Origin of the sequence: Streptomyces lacaronensis (assembly GCF_047337785.1) — a bacterium.
Classification (GTDB): domain Bacteria; phylum Actinomycetota; class Actinomycetes; order Streptomycetales; family Streptomycetaceae; genus Streptomyces; species Streptomyces lycopersici.
In genome coordinates this window covers 10,578,642-10,598,660 of record NZ_JBLHDK010000003.1, presented here as the reverse complement: position 1 = coordinate 10,598,660, position 20,019 = coordinate 10,578,642, and the positions used below count along the sequence as shown (strand labels likewise).

Annotated in this window: 21 protein-coding genes, 1 tRNA gene and 1 pseudogene; 1 reads left to right on the top strand and 22 read right to left on the bottom strand. The window is 72.5% G+C overall.

Features of this window, described 5'->3' with window-relative positions:
• Positions 1–3: 3 nt before the first annotated feature.
• The gene (selD, locus tag ACMTAK_RS45895; RefSeq protein ID WP_413811638.1) at positions 4–1,029 is read right to left on the bottom strand and encodes a selenide, water dikinase SelD; all 1,026 of its coding nucleotides are present in this window, start codon (positions 1,027–1,029) and stop codon (positions 4–6) included.
• 53 nt (positions 1,030–1,082) lie between these two features.
• On the opposite strand from selD, the gene ACMTAK_RS45890 reads away from it, so the two are divergent.
• Positions 1,083–1,175 (top strand) — tRNA-Sec (locus ACMTAK_RS45890).
• Positions 1,176–1,258: 83 nt separating this feature from the next.
• On the opposite strand, the pseudogene ACMTAK_RS45885 reads toward ACMTAK_RS45890, so the two are convergent.
• The 21 genes and pseudogenes from ACMTAK_RS45885 to ACMTAK_RS45785 form a co-directional block, all read right to left on the bottom strand.
• Positions 1,259–3,022, bottom strand: a pseudogene (locus ACMTAK_RS45885) (GTP-binding protein); the annotation flags it as partial.
• Positions 3,023–3,026: 4 nt separating this feature from the next.
• Positions 3,027–4,367, bottom strand: a complete 1,341-nt coding sequence (selA, locus tag ACMTAK_RS45880; protein WP_413811637.1) for an L-seryl-tRNA(Sec) selenium transferase — start codon at positions 4,365–4,367, stop codon at positions 3,027–3,029.
• A gap of 290 nt (positions 4,368–4,657) precedes the next feature.
• Positions 4,658–5,371 (bottom strand): helix-turn-helix transcriptional regulator, encoded by a 714-nt coding sequence (locus tag ACMTAK_RS45875; protein WP_413811636.1) that lies wholly within the window; start codon positions 5,369–5,371, stop codon positions 4,658–4,660.
• Positions 5,368–6,075 (bottom strand): helix-turn-helix transcriptional regulator, encoded by a 708-nt coding sequence (locus ACMTAK_RS45870; RefSeq protein WP_413811635.1) that lies wholly within the window; start codon positions 6,073–6,075, stop codon positions 5,368–5,370. The genes ACMTAK_RS45875 and ACMTAK_RS45870 overlap by 4 nt, the downstream gene beginning before the upstream one ends.
• A 230-nt stretch (positions 6,076–6,305) precedes the next feature.
• The gene (locus tag ACMTAK_RS45865; protein WP_413811634.1) at positions 6,306–7,889 is read right to left on the bottom strand and encodes a class I adenylate-forming enzyme family protein; all 1,584 of its coding nucleotides are present in this window, start codon (positions 7,887–7,889) and stop codon (positions 6,306–6,308) included.
• 31 nt (positions 7,890–7,920) lie between these two features.
• Positions 7,921–8,652, bottom strand: coding sequence for a 2-hydroxychromene-2-carboxylate isomerase (locus tag ACMTAK_RS45860; RefSeq protein ID WP_413811633.1), 732 nt, complete (start codon positions 8,650–8,652; stop codon positions 7,921–7,923).
• A 13-nt stretch (positions 8,653–8,665) separates the two neighbouring features.
• Entirely contained in the window at positions 8,666–9,409 is a 744-nt protein-coding gene (gene fabG, locus ACMTAK_RS45855) for a 3-oxoacyl-[acyl-carrier-protein] reductase (RefSeq protein ID WP_413811632.1), read from the bottom strand.
• A 15-nt stretch (positions 9,410–9,424) separates the two neighbouring features.
• Positions 9,425–9,925, bottom strand: a complete 501-nt coding sequence (locus ACMTAK_RS45850) for a 3-hydroxyacyl-ACP dehydratase FabZ family protein (RefSeq protein WP_413813198.1) — start codon at positions 9,923–9,925, stop codon at positions 9,425–9,427.
• A gap of 5 nt (positions 9,926–9,930) precedes the next feature.
• Entirely contained in the window at positions 9,931–10,317 is a 387-nt protein-coding gene (locus ACMTAK_RS45845; protein ID WP_413811631.1) for a 3-hydroxyacyl-ACP dehydratase FabZ family protein, read from the bottom strand.
• Positions 10,314–10,577 (bottom strand): acyl carrier protein, encoded by a 264-nt coding sequence (locus tag ACMTAK_RS45840; protein WP_413811630.1) that lies wholly within the window; start codon positions 10,575–10,577, stop codon positions 10,314–10,316. Before ACMTAK_RS45840 ends, ACMTAK_RS45845 begins: the two co-directional genes overlap by 4 nt.
• A gap of 89 nt (positions 10,578–10,666) precedes the next feature.
• A complete protein-coding gene (locus ACMTAK_RS45835) occupies positions 10,667–11,794 on the bottom strand; it encodes a beta-ketoacyl synthase N-terminal-like domain-containing protein (RefSeq protein ID WP_413811629.1) in 1,128 nt (375 codons plus the stop codon).
• 59 nt (positions 11,795–11,853) lie between these two features.
• Entirely contained in the window at positions 11,854–12,249 is a 396-nt protein-coding gene (locus ACMTAK_RS45830; protein WP_413811628.1) for a hypothetical protein, read from the bottom strand.
• A gap of 3 nt (positions 12,250–12,252) precedes the next feature.
• Positions 12,253–12,660, bottom strand: a complete 408-nt coding sequence (locus ACMTAK_RS45825; protein ID WP_413811627.1) for a hypothetical protein — start codon at positions 12,658–12,660, stop codon at positions 12,253–12,255.
• 1 nt (position 12,661) lies between these two features.
• Positions 12,662–12,988, bottom strand: a complete 327-nt coding sequence (locus ACMTAK_RS45820; RefSeq protein WP_413811626.1) for a hypothetical protein — start codon at positions 12,986–12,988, stop codon at positions 12,662–12,664.
• Between the two features lie 64 nt (positions 12,989–13,052).
• Positions 13,053–14,063 carry a thioesterase family protein gene (locus ACMTAK_RS45815; protein ID WP_413811625.1) on the bottom strand — a complete coding sequence of 337 codons (1,011 nt, stop codon included), beginning with the start codon at positions 14,061–14,063 and terminating at the stop codon, positions 13,053–13,055.
• Complete coding sequence (locus ACMTAK_RS45810; protein ID WP_413811624.1) at positions 14,060–14,941, bottom strand: alpha/beta fold hydrolase; 882 nt, start codon at positions 14,939–14,941, stop codon at positions 14,060–14,062. Before ACMTAK_RS45810 ends, ACMTAK_RS45815 begins: the two co-directional genes overlap by 4 nt.
• Positions 14,938–15,960 carry a beta-ketoacyl synthase N-terminal-like domain-containing protein gene (locus tag ACMTAK_RS45805; RefSeq protein ID WP_413811623.1) on the bottom strand — a complete coding sequence of 341 codons (1,023 nt, stop codon included), beginning with the start codon at positions 15,958–15,960 and terminating at the stop codon, positions 14,938–14,940. Before ACMTAK_RS45805 ends, ACMTAK_RS45810 begins: the two co-directional genes overlap by 4 nt.
• Positions 15,957–17,108, bottom strand: a complete 1,152-nt coding sequence (locus ACMTAK_RS45800; RefSeq protein WP_413811622.1) for a beta-ketoacyl synthase N-terminal-like domain-containing protein — start codon at positions 17,106–17,108, stop codon at positions 15,957–15,959. The genes ACMTAK_RS45805 and ACMTAK_RS45800 overlap by 4 nt, the downstream gene beginning before the upstream one ends.
• Positions 17,109–17,130: 22 nt before the next feature.
• Positions 17,131–18,375, bottom strand: a complete 1,245-nt coding sequence (locus ACMTAK_RS45795; RefSeq protein WP_413811621.1) for a beta-ketoacyl-[acyl-carrier-protein] synthase family protein — start codon at positions 18,373–18,375, stop codon at positions 17,131–17,133.
• 53 nt (positions 18,376–18,428) lie between these two features.
• Positions 18,429–18,680 carry an acyl carrier protein gene (locus tag ACMTAK_RS45790; RefSeq protein WP_413811620.1) on the bottom strand — a complete coding sequence of 84 codons (252 nt, stop codon included), beginning with the start codon at positions 18,678–18,680 and terminating at the stop codon, positions 18,429–18,431.
• Positions 18,681–18,821: 141 nt separating this feature from the next.
• A complete protein-coding gene (locus ACMTAK_RS45785) occupies positions 18,822–20,006 on the bottom strand; it encodes a cytochrome P450 family protein (protein WP_413811619.1) in 1,185 nt (394 codons plus the stop codon).
• Positions 20,007–20,019 lie beyond the last annotated feature (13 nt).

The window sequence follows — 20,019 nt, the reverse complement described above, 5'->3', positions numbered from 1 at the left end:
GTCTCACCTCAGGACGAGGGAGTGCTCCCGCTTCGGGACCAGTTCTCCCACCACCGGCGCTCCGGGCACCTCGCCCGCCACGAGCAGCCCGCCGGAGGTCTGGGCGTCGGCCAGGAGCAGCCTGGTGCCGGTGGCGGTGTCCCCGAAGTCGGTGAACGGCGCCACCCACTCCAGGTTCCGCCGGGTGCCGCCGCTGACGTACCCGTCCCGGACCGCCTCCCGTGCCCCGTCGAGGTACGGCACGGCGGCGGTGTCGACCACCGCGGTCACGTCCGAGGCCCGCGCCAGCTTGTGCAGATGGCCGAGGAGGCCGAAGCCGGTGATGTCGGTGGCGCAGGTGGCACCGACCTCCAGGGCCGCGGCCGACGCGTCCCGGTTGAGCGCCACCATCGTGGCCACCGCCTGCTCGAACCGTTCGCCGGTGGCCTTGTGGCGGTTGTTCAGCACCCCCAGGCCGAGGGGCTTGGTCAGCGACAGCGGCATGCCCGGCCGTCCCGCGTCGTTGCGCAGCAGGCGCGCCGGATCGGCGAGGCCGGTGACGGCCATGCCGTACTTGGGCTCGGGATCGTCCACGCTGTGCCCACCGCCCACGTGGCAGCCCGCCTCGGCGGCGATGTCGAGCCCGCCGCGCAGCACCTCGCGGGCCAGGTCGAACGGCAGGACATCGCGCGGCCAGGCCAGGAGGTTGACGGCGAGCACCGGTCGGCCGCCCATCGCGTACACGTCCGACAGGGCGTTGGCCGCGGCGATGCGCCCCCAGTCGTACGGGTCGTCCACGACGGGGGTGAAGAAGTCCGCGGTGGACACCACCGCCTGGGCCGGGCCGCCGGCCGGGGCGGGCAGGGCGACCACCGCGGCGTCGTCGCCGGTGGCCAGCCCGACGAGCAGCGGGCTGTCGCTCGCGGCCGGCGTCGGCCCGGCCAGTCCGCTGAGCACGTCCTCCAGTTCACCGGGCGGAATCTTGCAGGCGCAGCCGCCGCCGTGGGCGAACTGGGTGAGCCGTACGGGTGTTTCGCGGGTCGCGGTCATGCCGGTCCTCTCGGTCGTCGGTGGTCGGCGGCGGGTAGCCTTGAGCGGGCGAGGGAGGCGTGTGGGTGCCTGGTGGCCCTCCCGGTCTTCAAAACCGAGGTGCCCGAGGATCTCGGGCAGGCGGGTTCGATTCCCGTCCGCCTCCGCTCTCCGTACCGGCCCGGCAGCGCCGGTGCCGGTCGTCCACGCGTTCGGTGAGCCCCTGGGCGTCGAGGTACTCCAGCAGCGGTACGGCCACCCGGCGTGTCGTGTCGAGGGCCCGGCGCGCCTGGCTGAGCGTGAACGGCTGCGGAAGGCCGCGGAGCACGGCCGCGGCCCGGATGTCCGCGCCCGGAAGCAGCAGGATGCCGTCGCCGACCCGCAGCAGCGCGCCCGCCGCGACGGCGGCGGCGACCGTCCGGCGCGTCAGCCCCAGTTCGGTCAGCCGGTCGGCCTCGGGGGCGCGGAACGGTGTCCGCAACAGATCTCGACGTACGTCGTCCACGGCCGCCTGGACGCGTGGCGGCAGGGTGGGCCGGACGTCCGCGCCGCCGTACAGCCGCCCCTGACGGCCGCGCACCTTCTCCGAGGCCGCGGCGAGGGCGTCGACCAGCGACCGGTCGGGCAGGCCGAGCAGGCGGCGAGCCGCCTCCGGGGGCAGACCGGGCTCCAGCGGGTGGCGCGCCGCATGGCGTTCGACCTCGGCCTCCAGGCGGTCCCGCAGCGCGGCCCAGTGGGCCGCGTCGGCCAGCCAGTCCCCGGCCACCGGCGCGGTGGGGGCGGGCAGCCCCATGGCCGCCAGCTCCGAGCGGCGGACGAGCCCGCGCCGCCGCAGTTCCGCCGCGGCGTCGGGCGCGCCGGTCATGTCCGCCAGCTCGGCCGCCCTCGCCCGGGCCGCGCCTCGCCGGGTGAGCCGGGGCGGCCGTACGTCCAGGACGGTCACCGCGCACGGCGGGCGCCGCCCGCCCGGTTCCCGCAGGACCGCCCGGTCGCCCACCCGCAGCGGCAGCTCCCGGGGCAGGGTGAGCCTGGCCGTGTCCTCGCCCAGCGGGCGGATGGTCACGGGCACGGCGGCGGTGCCGATGTGCAGGGTGACCGTCCGGGGCAGGTCCCGCGCCGGTACTCCGCGGACCCGGACGTCGATCAGGCCGGTGAGCAGCCAGCGGTCGGGCGTCAGCAGTACCTGCCCCCGGCCCAGCACGCCGTCGGGCGCGCCGTGCACATTGACCGCCACCCGCGCCACCCCGCTGACCTCGGACCGGTCCTCCCGCAGGCACTGGAGCCCGCGCACCCGCAGCGCGGTTTCGCCGTCCCCCGCCACCAGCCGGTCACCGGCGCGCAGGGTGCCCGCCGCCAGGGTGCCGGTGACGACCGTGCCCTGACCGCGCACGGTGAAGGCGCGGTCCAGCCACAGCCGTACGTCCGCACCGGCGGGCGGAACGGGCAGCGAGCGGCCCAACCGGGCCAGTTCCCGGCGCAGTTCGGCAAGCCCCGCGCCGGTCACCGCGCTCACCGCGACGGACGGCACGGTGCCCAGGGACGTGGCCGCCATGCGCTCGACGGCGTCCGCCCGCACCGGCTCGGGGTCGGCCAGGTCACCGCGGCTCACCGCGAGCACGGCGTGCCGCACCCCGAGCGCGTCCAGGATCTCCAGGTGCTCCTGCGACTGCGGCTGCCAGCCCTGGTCCGCGGCGACCACGAACAGAACGGCGGGCACGGGCCCGACACCGGCCAGCATGGTGGCGACGAAGCGCTCGTGTCCTGGTACGTCCACGAAGGCGAGGTGCTCGCCGCCGGAGCCGCCGTCTCCGTCCGGGCTTCCAGCCGGGTCTCCCTCCGGGCCTTCGCCGTCCGGGTTTCCGTCCGGGTCCAGGCGGGTCCAGACGAACCCGAGGTCGAGGGTCAGGCCGCGGCGCCGCTCCTCCTCGAAACGGTCGGGCTCCATCCCGGTCAGCGCCCGTACCAGCGCCGACTTGCCGTGGTCGACGTGCCCGGCGGTGGCCAGTACCCGCATGGCCCTACCTCTCCGTGGCCGGATCCATGGCGGCCGGACCGCTGACCGACCGCACGGCATCGGCCAGCCGCTCGTCGTCCTCCCGCGGTACCGCGCGCAGGTCGAGCAGGCACCGGCCCGCCTCGAGCCGCCCCACCACGGGGACCGGACCGGTCCGCAGGGCCGCGGCGTACCGCTCGGGCAGCGACAGCGCGGCGCTGGCCAGCGGCACCCCGGGCGCGCCGCCACCGCCCACCGACGCGACGCTCTCGACGGCCCGCACATCGATGCCGTCGACGCCCAGGGCGGAGGCGAGCCGCTCGGCACGGTGGCGGAGCCCCGCCGGGTCGGCGGCCAGCGCCACGGCGGTCGGGGTCTCGGGCCCGGTCAGCGTCGCCTCCAACGCGGCCAGCGTCAGCTTGTCCACGCGCAGCGCACGGGCGAGCGGATGCCGGGACACGGTGCGCACCAGCTCCTCCTGTCCGAGCAGCAGTCCGCACTGCGGTCCGCCGAGCAGCTTGTCGCCGCTGGCGGTGACCAGGGACGCTCCGGCCCGGAGCCGGGTCTCGGCATCGGGCTCGTCGGGCAGCAGAGGGTGGGGGGCGAGCAGCCCGGAACCGATGTCGACGACCACCGGAACGCCGAGGGCCGCCAGTTCCCCGGTCCCGGCGGCTCGGGTGAAGCCCGTGACGCGGAAGTTGGAGGGGTGCACCTTCAGTACGAAGGCCGTCTCCGGGCCGATCGCGGCGGCGTAGTCGGCGACGGAGGTGCGGTTGGTGGTTCCCACCTCGCGCAGCCGGGCTCCGGTGGACACCAGCAGGTCCGGCAGGCGGAAGCCGTCCCCGATCTCCACCATTTCGCCCCGGCTGATGACGATCTCCTTCCCGGCGGCGAGCGCCGTCGCCACCAGGGCCAGCGCCGCCGCGCCGTTGTTCACCACATGTGCGGCGGCGGCCGACGGCACCCGCTCGCGCAGCGCGGCCAGCGCGGTCCGCCCGCGGCGGGCCCGGACCCCGGTGCGCAGATCCAGCTCGACGTCCGTGGGCCCTGCGGCCTCGTGCACCGCCCGCCGGGCCGCCGCCGACAGCGGCGCCCGGCCGAGGTTGGTGTGCAGCACCACCCCGGTGGCGTTGATGACCGGCCGCAGTCCACCGGCCGTGCGGGGCAGCAGGGCCACCGCCGTGTCCGCCACCTCGTCCGGCGCGACGGCACCGGCCCGCGCCCGCTCCTGGGCCTGCCGCACGGCCGCCTTCACCGCCCCGGATCCCAGCCGGTGTGCCGCCTCGATCAGGCGTGGGTCACCCAGGACCGCGTCGGTGCGGGGAATCCGCCGTCGTACGTCCGTGATGCTGCCCCGCTGGCCCATGCGGCCCTCCCTTCCGCCCGCTCCCGTGGCCGCCCGCTCCCGTGGCCGCCCGGGGAACGCCCATCGTCTCTCAGTGCCCCGTACCGGCGTCACGACACGCCCGGCGGACCGCGCGCCATCCGGGCGGCACGGCCCGTTTCCGCGAGCGACGGGCGGGACCCGCCTACGCCTTCGAGGCGGTGCGCGTCGTGCCGGTCCGGGTGAGCGTCGAGGCGGGCACCGAGCGCCGCGTCACCGAACGCCCGGGGCCATGGCGCACCCGGCCGGTGGTACCGGCCGGGTGCGGTCCGTCAGTGTCCCTCCACCGGAGGCGGAAGCATGTCCAGCTCGGCGGCGAGCAGCCCGGCCTCGAAGCGCGACCGCGCGTCGAGCCGTTCCATGATGTCCGCGACATGTCTGCGGTAGGTCCGCACGGAGATGGACAGTGCCCGGGCGGCGACCTCGTCGGTGGCTCCGACGCGCAGCATCCCGAGGATCTCGGCGACCAGCCGGGTGCGGCGGCGGTCGCTGAAGTCGGGCCGCGCCGAGAGCGGGGCCGACTTCTTCCAGATGGAGTTGAACAGCGTGTGCAACGCCTGGACGGGCAGCACCTCCTGGGTGGTGAAGATCTGCGAGCCGGTTTCCGCCCGCGGATTGGCCAGGGCCGTACGGCCGTCCGCCATGACCGCCTCGATCGGATCGAGACGGGCCAGTCTCACCTCCGGCCCGCCGCCGTCGCCGCCGATGGTGTGCAGCAGATGACGGTCATAGGTGTGGCGGGTGCACAGGATCCGCACCCGAACGTCCGGTTTCGCCTGGTCCAGGAGGACCGGGAGGAGGGACCGCAGCACCTCGCGCTGCGTCCCTCGGGGCAACGCGAGGATGATGGACACATGCTGCCCGGCCTCGCGCACGATCGCCCGGGCGTCCTCGGCCGGGCCGGGGCCCCGGCTCAGCGATGAGGCGGGCGGCCGCGGAGGAGAGCCGATGGGAATCGGGGCGGCGGGAAGAGGAAGAGCCGTCATTGGGCGTCCTCCAGGGGCGACAGCAGCCCGAGCTCGCTGGCCCGTACCCCGGCCTGGAAGCGGGACTCCGCACCCAGCCCCTCCAGGATCTCCGCGACCCGGCGGCGATAGGTGCGGTAGGAGATGCCCATCTTCTGCGCCGCGACCCGGTCCGTGTGCCCGTCCCGCAGATGCCCCAGGACTTGCCGCTGGTCCTCGTGCCGGACCAGCTCCCGCCGCTTCAGGAATTCGGCGAGCGGTATCGCACTTCCCCACGCACCGAGGAAGAGAGATCCCAGTGCGCCGATCTCCGCGGATTTGTCGAAAAGCGCCACACTTCCGTCCTTGAGGGCGATCGGCGACCACAGCAACGCGCCGCGGAAGTCGGCCATCGCCACGCCCTGCAGTGGACTCTCGGCAATTCGGACAGCGACGTTCTCCCGCTCCATGGTCAGCCGGTGCAGGACCTCGACGTCGAAAGTGCGAGAGGAGAAGAGAACCCGGAATTCGACCTCCGGGCGCACGGCCCTCGCCATGACGTGGAGCGCCGGACCGAATTCCGACAAACCTCGTCGATCGCTGGGAATCGTGACGTTCACACTACTTGTGGCCTGGTCGGCCAAGGCCGTGGCGGCTGCTACCAGAAGTTCGGTGTCCAGCCGCTGGATCGCGGCGGCCCGCCGCGTCCCCGTTTCCAGCGGATCGATCGTCAACGTGTCCGCCAAGGGCGGAACTCCGCCCGTATTTCCTATCAATGTGGAACCCCCGTGCCAACATCTCTTACACCCGGACTCAGGCAACTCCGGGCACGTGCCGAGGAGTCTACGTCTCGGTACTTTTCACGCGCTTTCACTTTGCTTACATGCACGCCACACGGGCCGATTCACCTACGTGGCCAGGGGTGTTTTACGCGTGTTCGGGCAGAGTGGGGTTCCAGCGGCGCGTCAGGGGGGTGTCATGACCGCCGGCCATCGATGACCCGTGCGCGCAAGGCTGCTTTGTCCACCTTTCCGCTGCCATTCCGGGGCAGTACGTCGAGATGGTGAACGGCCGTGGGGAGCTTGTACCGGGCCAGCCGTTGCCCGATGAACGCCCGGATCTCCTCCAGGGTGGCCCGGCCGTCCCCTTCCTGACACAGCACCGCCACCGGGCTCTCGCCCCACCGCGGATGCTCCACCCCCACCACGGCCGCCTCGCGCACGCCCGGGTATTCGGCCAGATGCCGCTCCAGTTCGGCGGGGTAGATGTTCTCCCCGCCGCTGATGATGACGTCCTTGAGCCGGTCCACGATGAACAGCAGACCGTTCTTGTCGACGCGGCCGATGTCCCCGGACCGGAACCATCCGGCGTCGTCCAGTACCCGCCCGGTCGCCTCCGGGTTGTTCCAGTAGCCCGCGAAGACATTGGGCCCCCGGACGCAGACCTCCGCGGCCGCCTCCGGTTCGGTGACCACACCGCCGGTGGCCGGATCCACCAGCCGTATCTCGGTGTGGGGCAGCGGGAATCCGGCCGCGTCGGGGTGGGCGGCCACCAGCTCGGTCGGCAGATGGCTGGCCAGCGGCGCGGTCTCGGTCATCCCCCACGCCTGGTGCAGGGGGATGCCATGGGCAAGGTAGTCGCGGACCAGAGTGGGGGGCACCGGGGCCCCGCCGACGATCGCGGCGCGCAGCGCGGAGAGGTCGGCGCGCGGGAAACCGGCCGTCGCGGCGATGGCCGCGAACATCGTCGGCACCGCGATGAGATTGGCCACCCGGTGCTCGACCAGATCCTCCAGGCACTGCTCGGGAGAGAAGGAACGCCGGATCACCAGGGTGCCGCCGTGACAGAGGGAGCCCAGGGTGAAGCCACTGAGCCCGGCGATGTGGAACATGGGCGCGAGCACCAGGGTGGGGTCGCCCAGCCGGGTGCGGATCACGGCGGCGGTGTTGAGGTGGTTCCACCACAGGTTTCCGTGAGTGAGCACCGCGCCCTTGGGCCGCCCTGTGGTGCCGGAGGTGTACATGATGACCGCGGGGTCGGTGGGCCGGACCGCGACCGGGGGCGCGGCGTCCGCGGTTTCCGGCGGCTCCACAGCCTCCGCCACCTCCGGCATCGGCAGTGGTTCCCAGCGAGGGTGCGCCCCGGAAGCGGCCGGGCCACTGCCGGCGAGCAGGAACCGCTGGACGGGCACGGTGTCCGCGATGCCGTCGATCAGGGGCCGGTTGGCGTCCTCGGCGATGAGGGTGTGGGGGCGGCAGTCGCCGAGGAGGTACGCCACCTCGCTTCCGGCCAGCCGGACGTTGAGCGGCACGAAGACCGCTCCGAGGTGGGCCGCGGCCAGCGCCGCCTCCAGCAGCACCGGGCCGTTGCGCCCCAGGAAGGCGATCCGGTCGCCCGTGCGCACCCCGCCGTCGGACAGGGCCGCCGCCAGCGATCGCACCCGGGCGGACAGCGTCCCGTAGCTGATCCGGGTGGACTCGTACACGATGGCGGTGGTGTCCCTGGTGGTCCGGGCCCAGTAGTGGACCGCCGCCGCCGAGCCAAGGTTCTGTTCCTTCATCGGTTCCTCTTCGCCGATCGTCGGGTCGCGGTCAGCCGCAGCCGCCCGCGTGCCCCTGGTCTCCGCCCCGGCCCGGCGCCGCGGCGGACGGTGCGGTGTCCGACGGTCCGGCGTCGGGCAGTCCGGTGGCCGGCCGCCCCGGCGCGGCGCCCGTCACCGACGCGATGAACGGGGCGAGCCGGTCCACACCCCAGAACTTGTGGAAGCCGTGGATGAAGAACGGCACGCCGAACACGCCGTCCGCGTCGACCCGCAGCAGCGCCTCGACCCCGCGTTCGCGCAGTTCGTCGTCGTCCGCGGCGCCCGCCAGGCGGTCCTCGGGCAGCCCCAGTTCGGCGGCCACCTCCGCGATGGTGGCGGGCGCGCAGATGTCCCTGCCCTCCTCCCAGCGGGCCCGGTAGACGCGTTCGACGAACTCCGGGCCCTTCCCCTCGTCCACCGCGGCGAGATGGGCCAGATGCGGGACCTCCCACACCGGGTCCCGGTCGACCGGCCACGCGGGCTGGAGCCCGCGCTCGGAGCACAGCCGGCGCACGTCCTGGAGGATGTAGAGGTGCTTGGCCCGGGACATGCCGACGTACGGGAAGCCGCCGCCCGCCTTTTCCAGCATCAGCAGGCTGCGGGCGTCCGGCTCCCAGAAGGGCCGCCAGGTGATGGCGTCGGCCACCTCCGGGTGTTCATCGCGCAGTTGGCGGTAGGCGAGCCAGGAGTACGGGCTGCGCAGGGAGAAGTAGAAGCGGGGCGTACGGTCCCTCCGGGGCATGGCCGGCCTTTCCTCAGATGACGATGCCGCCGTCGATCTGCAGCACGCTTCCGGTCACGTACTCGGCCGAGGCCAGGTACGCGACCATGTCCGCGACCTCTTCGGGGCGTCCGAAGCGCTGCAGCGGGATCTTCTTCGCGGCGTCCGCGCGGGCGCTGTCGGCCAGCGCGGCGGTCATGTCGGTCTCGATGAATCCGGGTGCCACCACGTTGGCGCGGATGCCGTACCTGCCGACCTCCTTGGCCAGCGCCTTGGTGAACCCGATGATCCCGGCCTTGGAGGCCGAGTAATTGGTCTGGGTGGGGTGTCCGTGCACTCCGGCGACCGAGGAGATGTTCACGATGCAGCCCCGTCGGCGCTTCATCATCTCGAAGACGGCCGCGCGGCACACGTGGTAGGTGCCGTCGAGGTTGGTGTCCAGGACCTGGTGCCACTCCTCGTCCTTCATGAGCAGCAGCGGATTGTCGCGGACGATGCCCGCGGAGGTGACCGTGACGTCGATGGGGCCGAACTCCTCCTGGACGGCGACCATGAACCGGCGCACCTCGTCCGCGTCCGAGACATCGGTCCGCAGGGCCATCGCCCGCCGGCCCAGCTCCTCGACCTCCTTCGCCAGCAGTGCGCCGGGCTCCGGATCGGGTGAGGCGTGGCAGAAGGCCACGTCGTACCCCTCGCGCGCCAGGCGCAGCACCGTGGCCCGTCCGATGCCGCGCGTACCACCGGTGACCACGGCCACCCGGTCGTCGGTGCCGGTCATGTCGTCCGCCTCCCCTCAAGCCCGGTCCGCCGTGGCCGGGGTGGCCGTGGCCAGCCCGGATCCCGGCCGGAACGCGATGACCAGCTGTTCGATCTCCATGACGGTCCCGTCCCCGACCGTGCTCCGCCCCTCGAAGATCAACGTGTCCGCGAAGCTCCGGGTCAGCCGCACCTGGTGTTCCACCACGTCGCCCGGGCGCACCCGCCCGCTGATCCGGACCCCGGAGATGCCGCCGAACAGCATCACGCGATCGCCCCGCGCGTCGGGCACCGGGGCGTCCCAGGTGGCGAGGAGGCCGGCGGCCTGGCAGCAGGACTCGACGAGCAGCACCGCCGGGTAGTCGTGGTCCCGTTCGGCCGCGTCGTCGGCGAGGCGCTCGTACCAGGGCTCGTTGCAGGTGACGGCCTTCCGGGCGATGAGCCGCGCGCCGGGCTCCACGTGGACGACCCGGTCGAGCAGCAGCATCGGGTGGCGGTGCGGAAGCCGTCGCCTGAGTTCGGCGACACCGGCGGACATCCCGGTCACCGCGCCCCCTCGTCCTCGAAGCGGAGGGCGATCCGGGCGACGGTGCCGCGCGGGCCGGTGACCGAGGCGGAGCAGCGCCCGCCCGCGCCGTCACGGCGCCAGGTCAGATCGGCGGTGAGCGTGTCGCCCGGGAGGACGGGGTTCATGAACCGCGCGCTCTCGATGCCGGACAGCGCCCAGCCGCGGTCCGGTTCGGGACTGGCGGCCAGCGCTCCGCGGTGCAGGAACTCGATGACGCAGACGCCGGGGAAGATCGGGAATCCGGGGTAGTGGCCGGGGAACACCGGCTCCTCGGGCCCGACCGTCATCGATACGCGCGTGGTCCCGTCCGGGGCCGTGCCGTGCTCGATCCGGCCCGCCACCGGAGTGCACACCGGGCTCATCCCCGGGCTCCGAGCTTGTCCGCGAGCACGTCGTAGGTCCGTGGCAGCGTGGTCAGCCCGCGCACGTCCGACTCCGCGAACCGCACGGCGTACCTCTTCTCCAGGGCGACGATCACCTCGAGCGCCAGCAGCGAATCGCCGCCCAGATCCTCCACGAAGCGGGTTTCGTCGGTCACCTCGCCCGGGTCCACGCAGAACACCTCGGCGATGGTGCGCCGCAGATCCTCCAGGTCGAGGGGGGTCGGTTGGGTGTCGGGCATCGTGCCTCGCCTCTCCATCGGTTGAGGTGCGCCATCGAATCGCGGTTCGCCATCGGTTGCGGTTCGCCATCGGACATGGCGCACGGGGGTCATGAACCTGCGAGCCTCAGCAGGGCGGCTCCGACCATGCCGTTCGCCTCGGCGGAAGTGATCAGGACGGTCCGGGCCCCGGCGTCGGCCTCCCCGGACCCGGCGCGGGCGAGCACCGCGGCAATCTGGAAGGCGGCGGAGGCCGCGAACGTGTCGCCGATGGAATCGGCGCAGGCCACCCGGGGCGGAAGGCGGGTGCCGAGCACCTCGGCGACGGCGGCGCGCTCCGCGTCGCCGTCGGGCCCGGCCAACTGGGTGTCGGCGAGGGCGTCGATGCCGTCCGCGGCGAGGCCCGACCGGTCCAGCAGCCGGCGCAGACAGTCCACCAGCACCGGCCGGACCGCCGAGTGGTCCTCGGCGAAGCCGAACTCCAGCCCCATGACCTCCGCGATACCGCGCCGGCCGTGGGTCCGGGCGTCCTCGGCGTCCTCGAGCAGCCACACCGCGGCGCCCTCGCCGAGGACCGCGTCGCGCCGCCCGTCGTCGCCGGTGACTCCCCTCGCGTGCCAGGCGAGCCAGGCGCGGGCCGCCGAGAACTCCTCGACCGCGCCGCACAGCAGGGTCCGCGCGCGGCCCGCCCGGTGCAGCCGCAGCGCGTACCGCAGGGCCAGCAGTCCGGTGGCCCTGCCACCGGCGATCGTGGTGTTGGGGCCCTTGAGGCGGTGCCAGATGGCCGACTGCCCGGCGGCGCAGTTCATCACGGTGTTGGGGAAGCGCGCCGGGTCGACCAGATAGGGGCGGTCCCCCACCAGGGAGTCCCGGGTGAAGTCCATCATGCTCTGGGCGCTTCCGGTGCTGGTGCCCAGCACCAGGCCGGTGCCCTCGTCGATCCCCGGCAGCCGCCCGGCGTCTCCGGCGGCGAGCAGCCAGCCGAGGGCGACCACGGCCAGGCCGGTGATCCGGTCCATCGAACGGGTGCCCTTGCGGCCCAGCAGTCCCCGGATGTCGAAGCCGGGGACCAGGCACGCCTCCTGATACGGCACCTGCCACTCCTCGCGGTCCAGCCGGACCGCGGCCCGGCGGCCGGAGCCCAGCCCCCGGGAGAACTCGGCGCTGCCCAGCCCGAGCGGGGAGATCGCGGACCAGGCGGAGATGACCGGGCTGCCGGCCGTGTCGGTGGAGGCCATGGACGGTTGTTTCCTTCGGGCGCGGGCGGGAGGCGGATGAGGGTGGGCGCGGTCGGGGGTCAGAAGAACCACACCCGTGCGTAGTCGGACCAGCGGCTCACCAGCTCGGCCCCGGCCACGCGGCGCACTCCGGGGAGCAACCGCTCCCGCGCGCGGGCGCCCAGCGCGGTCAGATCGGCCTCCTCCACGAACACGGTGGCACCGTCGTCGAGGAGTCGCCGGAGCAGCCGGCGCGGGTCGGGGAGCGTGTCGAGCGTCCGCCCGGCGATGCGCAGGGCCGCCTCGTACGTGGTGTCCACCGCGTACGAGGCCGCGAGCCCGCGCAGCACCACATGGAGGCCTCCGCTCTGCCGGTGCAGCTCACGGACGAAGAACAGGGTGTCGGCGAACTGGGTCTCGACCGCGCCCCGATGGGCGCGCTCGATGATCAGCAGAGTGTTGTCGTTCGTGGCCACGGTTCAGCAGACCCCCATCGCCACGACCTTGTCGGTGGCCCGTACGTGCTGCCAGAACTGGCTCGGCGGGCGCTTGAGCACCTCGGCGATCTGCTCGGACCTGCCGCGCTCCGCACAGCAGAAGCGGCAGACGTACCAGTCCAGGCGCTCGGGGTAGGCGGTGAGCAGTTCCCGTATCACCGTGCCGGTGGAGGGGTGGTCCACCGTGCGCTCGGCGATGTTGACGGGTTTGCTGTCGCCGAAGGCGGCGCAGGTGAGCGCGGTGGCGTCGCCGCAGGCCCAGACCTGTACGGCGGCGCCCTCGTCCAGCAGGGCCTGCGCCAGCCTGAGCGCGCTGGTCACCAGATCGGTCTGGTGGGGCGCGCCCAGCAGTTTCAGCATCACATCGGTGTGTCGGACGGCGAAGACCATGTCAGTGCCACACCATTCGCACCGTGGGACTCAGCAGCTTCCGCGCCACGTCTCGCATCTCCACCAGTCGGGCGCCGGGCACCAGATCCTCGGCGTCAACGGCCCGCTGACGCAGGGAGAACGCGTCCACCCACAGCTCGCCGCCGTCTCCCAGCAGGGCGTCGAGTTCGGGCATGGCTCCCCGCACCGCCCCGGCCACGCCGTTCTCGACCAGGAACAGCACGACGTCCTCGCCCTGCCGCACCAGTTGGGCGGCGTCGTCGGCGAACCGGTGACTGCCCGGACCGGCCGGCGGCCCTCCGCTTTCGATCAGCAGGTATTCGTTCATGGCTTCAGATGTCTCCGGGGTCCGTCGGCGTCCGGTCCGTCAGCGTCCGTCCGTGCCCCGGCCGTCAGCCGGCGGCCGGTTCGCCGCCGAGGGCGCGCAGGACGCGGTCGTCGAAGGTGACCAGGGACCAGTCGTGGCGGCTCTCGATCTCCGCGTAGCCATGGGTGATGGTGCCGGTGGCGGTCCGCACGAGCCGGCCGTCACGCACCACATAGCAGTCCATGCGGGAGGTGTAGGTGAAGTCCTTGAACACGTCCTCGACCGTGTAGACGGTGTAGAGGTCCTCCTCCATCAGCGCCTCGTCGAGGACATGGATGGAGGAGTGCGGGACGACGGGTATCCACTTGCGGTCCTCGAGCAGCTGCTTGATGGAGATGCCGCGGTCGGCCAGGAAGAGGTCGACCACCTCCTCCATCTGGCGCAGATAGCCGGACATCTGGATGCGCTCGCTGAAGTGGCAGTACGGGTACGGGATGCGCCACTTCCAGCCGAAGGCGTTCTCCCCGGCGGTGAGCTGGTCCAGCACCGGGTCGGCGCCGGCCGTGCCCCGGCCGAGGGAGAGCGCGCGGTCGTCGGCGGGCACGGCGGCGGGGGGTGACTGCGCCTGCCCGGTGCCCAGCCTGGACACCACGAACCGGGCCAGTTCGGCCGGCGGCTCCCCCTCGGGGGGCAGGAAGTCGCCGCGCCGCAGGGAGACCGCGACCTTGGAGGTGGCCGCCTTGAGCCGCTGCCCGCCCCGCTCCAGGGTCAGTGTGACCCGGAAGCGCAGGACGTCGTCGGTGTCCCTGGTCGCCGGTTCGACCCGGGTCTCCACGAGGTCGTCCATGTGCAGGGCGTGCAGGATGCGGGTGTCCAGGCCGACGAGGTCCAGACCCAGGCCGTAGTCCTCGAACAGGGCCCGGGCGGGCATCCCCGCGCTGCGGAAGTGCTCGAGAACCGCTTCCTCGATCAGGTAGTTGACGTGCTTGAACCCGATCCAGGTGCAGATGTTCGAGCCTTCGTACCGGGGCCGCAGGGCCACCTGCGTGCTCTTGGCGAGCAGCGGTTCCAGCACGGGCTCGGTGTCGGTGGTCATCGGTTGTGCTCCATGGTGAGGTGAGGGGATCCTGACGGCGGACCCGGCAGCCGGGTCCGCAGGAACGTGTTGGTGAGGTCGGCGAACTCTTCGGCCGCCGTGACCATCGGGAAGTGTCCGTGGCACGGCAGGACGTGCACGGAGGCGTCGGGAAGCGACTTGGCGAGCCCTTCCGCGTCGGAGGGGGCGGCCACCATGTCCTCGCCGCCGCTGACGAGGAGGAACGGCATCGTCATCCGTTCGGTGCGCATCTGCGGCATCCGCAGATACGTGCCGAAGAACTGGAACCACCCGTAGGGGCTGACCAGATCGCGGATCTTCATGGCGATGGTGTGCCGGCGCTCCTCGGGGAGACGCCTGCTGGGCCCCATGTGCATGCCCTCGATGAGGATCCGGTCGAAGTTGTTGACGTAGTAGGCGAGCGAGTTCCAGTCGAACTCCTCGGCCGTGGCCCGGTACAGCGGGGAGACGAGCACCACGGCGCCCGGCCCCCGGGTGTCCGCGCCGCCGGTGCCCCACCGGTCCAGCCAGGTCAGCGCGGCGCTGGTGCCGAAGGAGTGCGCGATGACGACGTCCGGCCCGCCCGGTACGGCGGCCACCGCCTGATCGGCCCAGGTCTCGACGGGGAGGCCGGTCCAGCCGTGCACCCCGGTGCCCCGCCACGGCAGGTCGGCGGTCCACAGCTCGCACCGCGGGTCGGCCAGCGGCAGGAAGGGGTCCCAGACACCGGCGTTGCTGCACAGCCCGTGCAGCAACAGCACCCGCAGCGGGTCGGGGGCCAGTGCCCGCCGGGCGCACCGCACGATCACCGGCTGCTGCTCCGCCTCGTCGCCGGACCGGCGTACCGGGGTGGCGTACCGCCCGGGGTCCACGCTCACGGGCGTTCCTCCCGCGCGGAGCGCAGCAGCAGGCCCGCGACCGCGTCATCGGTGTCGTCACCCGTGGTGATCAGCGCCGTTCCGGTGGGGTGGGAGCCGAACCGGCCGACGGCGGCGGCGCACTGGAGCACACCCAGGGCGCCGTCGGCCCGTCCGAACACGCCGGTCGGGTCATGGCGTGGCGCGTCGGGGAAGCCGGGCGTGGAGAGGGCCGGGGGCTTCTCCTGGGAGGTGAACCAGATACCGGGGGCGGGGCGTCCCTCGGGGAGCACCCGCTCCACCACGGCCCGGACACTTCCCTGCCGGGTGTACGGCCCCAGGGCGGCCATCGGCCGCGCGCCGCGGGCGCGGGCGGCCGGCCCGCTCTCGACGACCAGGGCGACGGCGCCGTCCAGCAGTCGCTCCGCCGGCTCGCCGAGCAGCCCTTCCACCACGGGGTTGGCGGTCTCCACGCCGATGACGACCGTCCGGTCGCACCGGCCGGCGGACACCAGGGCCGCCGCCCAGTACACCGCGTCGAGCCCCGAGGTCGGCCCGTTGCAGAACATCAGATTGGGGCCGCGCAGCCCGTGCTGCATCGCCACCGAGGAGGCGATCACATTGCTCGACGCGTTGGGCAGCGCCATGGGGCTGATGCGCGAGGTCGTCTCCGCCGCGATGGCCGAGGCCACCTCGCAGACGGTGTCCAGGTTGCCGAGGTTGGAGCTGACGGCGACGCCGACCGAGTCCCCGGGAACGGTGAGTCCGCCCTCGCCGTCGGCCGGCAGCAGCCCGGATGAGCGCAGGACGTCCTGTGCGGCGCACAGGGCGAGCTGGGTGGCCCGGTCCTTGTAGCGCAGGCCCCGGCGGCCGATCAGGGTGCCGGGGTCGACCGGCTCGGTGGGTTCCCGGGTGGTGCGCAGCAGGTCCGCGGCGTGGCGGGCGCCAGGCAGCGCCAGGCCGACGCCGGTCACGACGGCGTCAGGTGCGGGCACGACGGCGTCGGACGCTGCCACGACGGCATCAGTTGCGGATGTCACGCGGCCGCTCCTTCCACGATGGCGACCGCGTTGACCCCGCCGAAGCCGAACGCGTCGACCTGCGCGATCCGCAGCCGCTCCGCCTCCTCCGGCGGGGTGGGTCCGGTCGCGAAGCGGAACCGCCCGGCGACCCCGGCCGGGGTGTCCAGGGCGATGGTCGGCGGGACCCGGCCCGCGGCCAGGGCCCGGGCGGCGACGATCAGGCCGAGCAGCCCCGATCCGCCCGAGGTGTGCCCGGTCATGGACTTCACCGCGGTCATCAGCGGCCGGCCGATCCCGCTGCCGAAGACATCGCACAGGGCCGTGGCCTCCGCCTCGTCGTTGAGGGTGGTTCCGGTGCCGTGCAGCAGGATCAGGTCGACGTCGTCGGCCTTGATGCCGGCCTGCTCATGCGCCAGCCGGATGGCCTGGGCGATACCGGCCGGGTCGGGTGCCGTCGGGTGGGAGGCGTCGCAGTTCATGCTCGCGGCCCGGAGCCGGCCCCTGGCCAGGCGGGCCGCGGGGTGGTCCTCCCGGGTGAGCACCACGGCCGCGGCGCCGTCGCCCATGAGGGTGCCCCGGCGGTTCTGGTCGAAGGGCCGCACCCGGTCCGGGGGGTCCAGCTGCACCCGGTCCAGCAGCCCGAACATGCTCGCGGTGATGGTGTCCACGCCGGCCACCACCACCGCCTCGGCGGTGCCCGCGGTGAGCAGGTCGCTCCCCATGGCCAGGGCGTGCAGGGAGGCCGAACACGCGTTGGAGATCGTGTAGGTCCAGGTGGCCCCGAAGCGCTCGCGGAGCGCGGTCCCGAAGTGGAGTCCGCCGAGGTCGAAGTCGGCGCCCTCGCACCACTTGAGCTCGACGGACCGCAGCTCCCGCAGTCCGGTGCCGACGATCACCGGGGTCCCGGAGAGATCCTCGTCCAGCCCGGCGTCGCGCAGTGCCTCGGCCACCGCCCGCAGCAGCCAGGCGGTCGCGCGGGACGGCACATCGGCGCCGTCCGCGGGGCGGTCGTCGATCTCATAGGCGTGTGCGGCCCGGTAGGCGCGGCTGTCGAAGCCGCGCAGCGGGGCGCGTCCAGTGCGCCCCGCGCAGAGGGCGTCGAAGACCTCGTCGGCGTCCTGTCCGATGCTGGCCACCGCACCGGTGCCGGTTATCGCCCAGTTCATCGGGACCGTCGCGTGCGGTCGTTCACCCGTGCCACGTCTGTTCCTCCTCGTATTTGCCCAAGATCAGCACAGCGTTGTTTCCTCCGAAGGCGAGGCCGTTGTTCTGCACGACTCTCGGTTTGGCGGCGACGGCCTCATTGGGCACACAGTCGAGGCCGCATTCGGGGTCGGTCTCGACATGGTTGATCGTGGGCGGGATGAACCCTTCGACGATGGCAAGCACACAGCCGATCGAGGCCAGCGCGCTCGCGGCTCCCATGCTGTGGCCGAGCATCGATTTCATGGAAATCGTGCGCGGGGCCGTGTCCGCCCCGAACACGCGGCGCACGGCGGCGGCCTCGGTCACGTCGTTGGCCCGGGTCCCGGTGCCGTGGGCGGAGATGAAATCGACATCTCCGGGCCCCACTCCGGCATTCTCCAGCGCGAGCCGCATACAGTCGGCCACGCTGTCCTCATCGGGTGCGACCGGGTGATGCGCATCGCAGTTCAAGGCGAACCCGAGCACTTCGGCGTGGATGCGCGCGCCCCGCGCGCGGGCGGACTCCAGATTCTCCAGGACCAGAACGCCGGCGCCCTCGCCGGTGAGTATTCCCTGGCGGTCCTTGTCGAAGGGCCGGCACTTCTCGGGCGCGATGGTGCCGATCCGGTAGAAGCCGGTGAACGTCTTGCGGCAGAGCGCGTCGGCGCCGCCGCACAGCGCGTAGTCCACGTCCCCGGAGCTGATCGCGTCGTACCCGTAGCCGATGGCGTAGTTCCCGGCGGCGCAGGCGGTGGGCAGTGTGACCGCCTCCACCGAGCGCAGGCCCAACTCGCGCGCCACCGCCGACGACAGCCGGCCCGCGGTGACCCGTTCGGCCACCACCGGGTCCATCGCCCCGGGCCCCTTCGACACCTCGGTCTCGACCAGCCGGTCCATGTCCCTGGCCTCGCCGTCGGTGGTGCCGATCGCGGTCAGGCCCCGGCGGGCCCGCAGGTCCGCCTCGTCCAGCCCGGCGTCCTCGACGGCCATCCGGGCGGCCGACACCGAGAACTGGCCCGCCCGGCCCAGCGTGTGCGGGGGGACGTTGCGGATGTGGTCCTCGGGGGCGAAGCCCGTCACCTCGCACCCCATGGCGTGGGCGAATCCCTCGGTGTCGAACGCCGTGATGGGCCGCACCGCGCTGCGCCCGGAGCGCAGCCCGGTGAGGAAGTCAGCCGTTCCGATGCCGATACTGGATATCGCTCCCATACCGGTGACGACGACTCGGTGAGGGGCCTCACTCCGCATGATCCCGCTCTCTCCTCAACTCCCGGCCGGCCGATCGAAGTCCCATTCCGCTCTTACTTTTCGCCCGCCTCGGAGACGACCGCGTAAATGCCGTCGAGATTCACCATGCGCGACATCTCCGCCTGGTCGATGGAGATTCCGAACGTCTTCTCCAGGGCGGCCAGGATCTCGATGGCCCGCAGGGAGTCCGCGTCGTGGTCCTCCTTCAGAAGGCTGCTGTCCGTCAATTCCTCCGGATCGATTTCAAGGATGTCGCAGACGATTTCCTTGATGTCATCGCGGCGCTCCTGCACAAGTGCGCTCATATGCTCTTCCTCTGCCTTCTTCGCATTTGTTGGGGCCGACGCTTCAGGACATTACGTTCGGCCGAGCATGGGATTCAAGAGTTGCGGACACATGCTGCCAACAACGCCCCATCGACAATGGTGAGTTGTCCATGTTCCGGCTTATGCCATGCGCAGCGGCAGGCTTTCCAGCCCGCGCATCAGAGTGCTGCTGCGCCATTCCAGCTGTGCCACCGGAGTGGCGAGTTCGATCGTCTCGAAGCGGTCGAGCAGCTTGGTGAAGACGACTTCGGCCTCCAGCCGGGCCAGCGGCGCGCCGAGGCAGAAGTGGATGCCGTGTCCGAAGGAGACATGGCCCCGGGCGTCCCGCTTCAGATCCAGCCGGCCGGGCTGGGGGAACCGCTCGGGGTCGTGGTTGGCGGAGTCGACGTTCACCATCACGAACTCGTCCCCGGGGATGAGCACGCCGCCTATCTCGACCGGTTCCTTGGTGAAGCGCATGGTCGCCTGGTTGACCGGGCTCTCGTAGCGCAGGAACTCCTCGATGGCCCCGGGCAGCAGGGAGCGGTCGGCGCGCAGGGCGGCGAACTGGTCGGGGTGGGTCACCAGGGCCAGTGCGCCGTTGCCGATGAGGTTCACGGTGGTCTCGTGGCCGGCCGCGAGCAACAGCACGGCCATCGCCGCTATTTCCTCGTCGTCCAGCGCCGACTCGCTGTCCTCGGTGGCGAGGGCGGAGATCATGTCGTCCCCGGGCGCCGCGCGTTTGGCGGCCACCAGCTCACGGATGTACGCGTCCATGGAGACGCTCGCGTCCCTGAAGACCTCGGGCTCGACCGCCAGGACGAAGGCGTTGGTCCAGGACCTGAAGGTGTGCCGGTCCTCCTCGGGCACGCCGAGCAGTTCGCACATCACGGTGATGGGCAGCGGGAACGCCAGGGCGTCGATGAGGTCGACCGAGTCCTGCCCCTGGACGGCGTCCAGCAGTTGATCGGTGATCTGCTCGATGCGGGGCCGCAGCCGCCGCACCCGGCGCTGGGTGAAGCCCTTGTTCACCATGTGCCGCAGCCGGTGGTGCTCGGGAGGGTCGGTGTTGAGCATGTGGTGACTGAGGGCCTGGCTGAAGATCTCCTGGTGGGCCTGGATCCGGCGCTCCCGCAGGATCCGCATGATCTGCCAGGAGTCCTTGGCGAACCGGGGGTCCGACAGCGCCTGGCGCACCGGCGCGTATCCGGTGACGAGCCACAGTCTGGTGCCGTTCGCCATCTCGAGCGGATGGACGGTGCGGGGGGCGGGCGCCGCCCCCGGCTCCGATGCCGGCCGCTCGGCGGCATGAGGGGGTTGGTGCACGGTGTTCTCCTGG